General features: G+C 35.4%; 6 protein-coding genes, 1 tRNA gene and 1 pseudogene. 6 read left to right on the forward strand and 2 right to left on the reverse strand.

The annotated features are described in order from the left end of the window. The 3 genes from J536_RS26330 to J536_RS23480 form a co-directional block, all read left to right on the forward strand. The coding region (locus J536_RS26330; RefSeq protein ID WP_228130726.1) for a hypothetical protein at nucleotides 1–65 on the forward strand (65 nt) is incomplete at its 5' end. 6 nt (nucleotides 66–71) lie between these two features. Continuing rightward, nucleotides 72–716, forward strand: a complete 645-nt coding sequence (locus tag J536_RS23475; protein ID WP_032055220.1) for a tRNA-(ms[2]io[6]A)-hydroxylase — start codon at nucleotides 72–74, stop codon at nucleotides 714–716. Between the two features lie 251 nt (nucleotides 717–967). Further along, nucleotides 968–1,726: an SDR family oxidoreductase gene (locus tag J536_RS23480; protein WP_032035927.1), complete on the forward strand. Its 759-nt coding sequence runs from the start codon at nucleotides 968–970 to the stop codon at nucleotides 1,724–1,726. 168 nt (nucleotides 1,727–1,894) lie between these two features. On the opposite strand, the gene J536_RS23485 is transcribed toward J536_RS23480, so the two are convergent. Beyond that, nucleotides 1,895–1,970, reverse strand: a tRNA-Asn gene (locus J536_RS23485). 46 nt (nucleotides 1,971–2,016) lie between these two features. On the opposite strand from J536_RS23485, the gene J536_RS25570 reads away from it, so the two are divergent. Together J536_RS25570 and J536_RS23490 are read left to right on the forward strand one after the other, a co-directional pair. Beyond that, nucleotides 2,017–2,163 carry a hypothetical protein gene (locus J536_RS25570; protein ID WP_079381033.1) on the forward strand — a complete coding sequence of 49 codons (147 nt, stop codon included), beginning with the start codon at nucleotides 2,017–2,019 and terminating at the stop codon, nucleotides 2,161–2,163. Between the two features lie 41 nt (nucleotides 2,164–2,204). Next, nucleotides 2,205–2,636 (forward strand): hypothetical protein, encoded by a 432-nt coding sequence (locus J536_RS23490; RefSeq protein WP_032063320.1) that lies wholly within the window; start codon nucleotides 2,205–2,207, stop codon nucleotides 2,634–2,636. Nucleotides 2,637–2,651: 15 nt separating this feature from the next. On the opposite strand, the gene J536_RS23495 is transcribed toward J536_RS23490, so the two are convergent. After that, a complete protein-coding gene (locus J536_RS23495) occupies nucleotides 2,652–3,089 on the reverse strand; it encodes a PaaI family thioesterase (RefSeq protein ID WP_032063319.1) in 438 nt (145 codons plus the stop codon). Nucleotides 3,090–3,327: 238 nt separating this feature from the next. On the opposite strand from J536_RS23495, the pseudogene J536_RS23500 reads away from it, so the two are divergent. After that, nucleotides 3,328–3,597 (forward strand): annotated as a pseudogene (locus J536_RS23500) (EamA family transporter); the annotation flags it as partial.

Below are 3,597 nucleotides of genomic sequence, written 5' to 3' on the forward strand. Positions count from 1 at the left end.
GTGTTTTTGTAGGTCTGGTTCAAGCGGTTAAAGATATGAAAACAGCGATTCAGGCAGCAGGATAGTTGGTTATGTCGAGTATCAATTACGATGAATTAATGCAACCTGTGGTGGCCTTTTTAGGATGTCAAACACCAAATGCATGGTTGGATGAGGCAATCAATAATTTAGATATCTTGATGCAAGATCATGCTAATTGTGAAAAGAAAGCTGCTAGTACAGCAATGAACTTAATGTTCCGCTATAGCTTCTTTCCTGACTTACAAGTAAAACTTGCTCAACTTGTACGAGAAGAAATGCTTCACTACGAACAAGTACTTGAGCTTATGGCTAAGCGCGGTCAAGAGTGGACTGGTTTAAGTGCTGGGCGTTATGCAGGTGGGTTGCGTAAAGAGATTCGTACGTATGAGCCTGAAGCTTTAATTGATGTGCTGGTGATTGGGGCATTCGTAGAGGCTCGTTCATGTGAGCGTTTTTATGCACTTGCTCCGCGTGTAGATGATGAGTTAGGACGTTATTATCGATACTTGCTTAAGTCAGAGTCTCGTCATTTTGAAGACTATCTCGCACTTGCGCTTGATGTAGCAAAAACTGCAAAAATGAAAGATCCTAAAGAGGATATTCAGCAGCGAATTGATCATATCCGTGAAGTTGAAAAGAATCTGATTTTAACCCCAGATAATACTTTCCGTTTTCATAGTGGTATTCCTGCTTAGTCTTGGATGTCTCAAATAAAAAAGTTTACCTTTCACGGTAAACTTTTTTATTAGGTAAGCATGTTCTGCTTTTAGTTTTTTAATGCATATAATTATTTAATAAATATATTTTTTATAGATTTTAATTTCTCTTAAAATTTTTAAAAAACTTTTATTTTTTTAGGCTAATAATAAATATTGTGTAAATATAAAGGCTGATATGTTCATCATGAGTTCAACTGAAATAGTTGATCATTTCTAAGGATATAAGAATGTTAGCATTAGTTACAGGTGCCTCAGCGGGTTTTGGTTATAGCATTTCAAAAAAACTGATTGAGTTAGGATATAACGTTATTGGTTGCGGAAGACGAGCAGAAAAACTAGAAGAACTAAAACAAGAACTTGGTGAAAAATTCTACCCATTAGTATTTGACATGACAGATACGGCAGAAAATATAAATAAAGTATTGGTTGATTTGCCAGCCGAATTTCAAATCGGCCAAATTGATTTATTGGTGAATAATGCAGGTTTGGCATTAGGATTGGAACCAGCAGATAAATCAGATCTAGATGATTGGTACACGATGATTGATACCAATGTTAAGGGGCTTGTTACGATTACCCGATTAATTTTGCCAAGTATGGTAAAGAAAAAATCAGGTTTGATTATTAATATGGGGTCTATCGCAGGCACATATCCATACCCAGGGGGCAATGTGTATGGGGCAACCAAAGCTTTCGTGGAGCAATTTAGTCTAAATCTTCGTGCTGATTTGGCTGGTACTGGTGTGCGCGTAACTAACATTGAACCAGGGTTGTGTGGAGGTACTGAATTTTCTCTTGTGCGTTTTAAAGGTGATGAGGATAAAGTAAACAGTCTATATGATAAAAAGAATCCACTTTTGCCTGAAGATATTGCAAATACAGTAGCTTGGATTGCTTCCCAACCTCCACACATTAATATTAATCGTATTGAAATGATGCCGACCACTCAATCTTTTAATCCTTTAAAAGTGGTTGAAGTGGAATAATAATTTAAGAAGAAAATATATTCTTTCGAGTTAGGTTAGAGCGTTAAACCTAATAAAGACTCTAAGAAAAAATTAAATCCTCTATCTGCTGATAGAGGATTTTTTATAGTTATTGATAAATTTATGGCAAAAAAAAGCCCGCTTTAATGCTGCGGGCTTTTTAGTATTTGGCTCTCCCACCTGGGCTCGAACCAGGGACCTGCGGATTAACAGTCCGTCGCTCTACCGACTGAGCTATGGGAGAATCTGCATGCGATTATAAGGAGATTTTGAGAAGGGTCAAGTCTAAATTGTCATGTTTACTTCATTTTTGTGTCGTATGCTTTTTATTTGATCAGTTGAGTGATGAGTTAAGAAATTACTTGCACTTTAAAAAATCAATTGCTAGATTCAAAAAAGAACAAGCGTTTGGAGAAATCCAAACAGTGTGGATTTAAACCAACTTGCCAGCACTAAAATGGCTAAATCGGAGATAAGTATGAAAACGCTTACGATCGCTTCTATTTTTTCTAATTTTGATTTCTATCAACACAATTATCTCAATATCTTAAATCAATCAGAATCTTATTACACACTTGTAGAAGGTGCATGGATTAATGCTTATCCTTTCAAAAAGCAGGATTTATATTTAGGCGATTTATTGCAGCTTTGGTTTAGCGCTAAATGGAATGTGCATAATTCACTTAAGATTTTAAAAAGCTCGAAACTACTAAACTCTTCTGAATCTTTATATATTTTTCAATTAGAAGGGGAGTTATTTTTGGGTAAAAATAAAGTTTTAGCTTGGTCTGTAGAGCATCAAGAAATTATAGAACTTCAACTTAAAAATATTTGGGCGCCGTATGTGATTGCACAAACTTGTGAACGTCCAGATAATTCAGATGACTTAATAAAAAAGGCAGCGGTTTAAGGCTGCCTTTAATAATTATGAACGAATAATCATGCAGGTTGCTGTTGCATAGGCATACAGTTTACCTTCCTCATCAATAATCTTTCCTTCAGAAATACCTAAATTTTTACTTAAATTAATAACTTTGCCTGTTGCAATTAAAGCCTGATTTTGGGGAATAGGGCGGCACATTTTTACGTTAAGGTCGATTGTGCCGTAACCTACACCCGCAGGTAACATCGTATGTACTGCACAGCCAGTCACTGAATCTAGAACTGTAGCAGCAAAACCGCCATGTACGCCACCGAGTGGATTTAAATGGTTATGATCTGCTTGAGCTTTAAAAGTAACAGATCCTTCTGAAATTTCAGTAGGTTGCATAGGTATTGTTTTACTAATGCTGGCAGGTGGAATATGGCCTTCTATCATTGCTTGTAAAAATTCAAGGCCAGTCATTTCCATCGGATTTTTCATTTTTGGGTCCTTTAATTCTTTAGGTTCTAAAATAGAACTTGATATTAGCCTATTATTAAGTCATCGATAAGTCAATTCTAGAGTTAAAGATTGAACTGATAAGTTGAATCTTAAAAACTTGTCCATTTAATATAAAATTCCTTTATTATAAAAATTGAATTAAATGAGTTGCATAATGAATTAGATAGATAAGAAAGACTTCTTTTACACTATAAGAAATAACAGGAGCATAAGGACAATGCTTTTTAAAATTGCACTCATAATGGCGGCTTTTGCAGCAAATTCTGTATTGTGTCGTTTGGCTTTGGTTGGCCGACATATTGACCCAATGACTTTTAGTCTAATACGAGTGGGAAGTGGTGCGGTTGTTTTATTTGGACTGTTTTTATATTCAAAATCGTCTCAAACCAAAGTCCAATGGAGTTTAAAAAACGCATTTTTTCTAGCGGTTTATATTTTGGTATTTTCATATGCTTATCTTCAGATCGACGCTGGTATTGGTGCTCTT

It is taken from the genome of Acinetobacter sp. 809848, assembly GCF_000581275.1.
GTDB classification, from domain to species: Bacteria; Pseudomonadota; Gammaproteobacteria; order Pseudomonadales; family Moraxellaceae; genus Acinetobacter; species Acinetobacter pittii.

Excerpts from the sequence above, each read along its gene's own strand:
- J536_RS23475 (WP_032055220.1), top strand. The coding sequence starts at position 72 with ATGTCGAGTATCAATTACGATGAATTAATGCAACCTGTGGTGGCCTTT.
- J536_RS23480 (WP_032035927.1), top strand. The coding sequence starts at position 968 with ATGTTAGCATTAGTTACAGGTGCCTCAGCGGGTTTTGGTTATAGCATT.
- J536_RS23490 (WP_032063320.1), top strand. The coding sequence starts at position 2,205 with ATGAAAACGCTTACGATCGCTTCTATTTTTTCTAATTTTGATTTCTAT.
- J536_RS23495 (WP_032063319.1), bottom strand. The coding sequence starts at position 3,089 with ATGAAAAATCCGATGGAAATGACTGGCCTTGAATTTTTACAAGCAATG.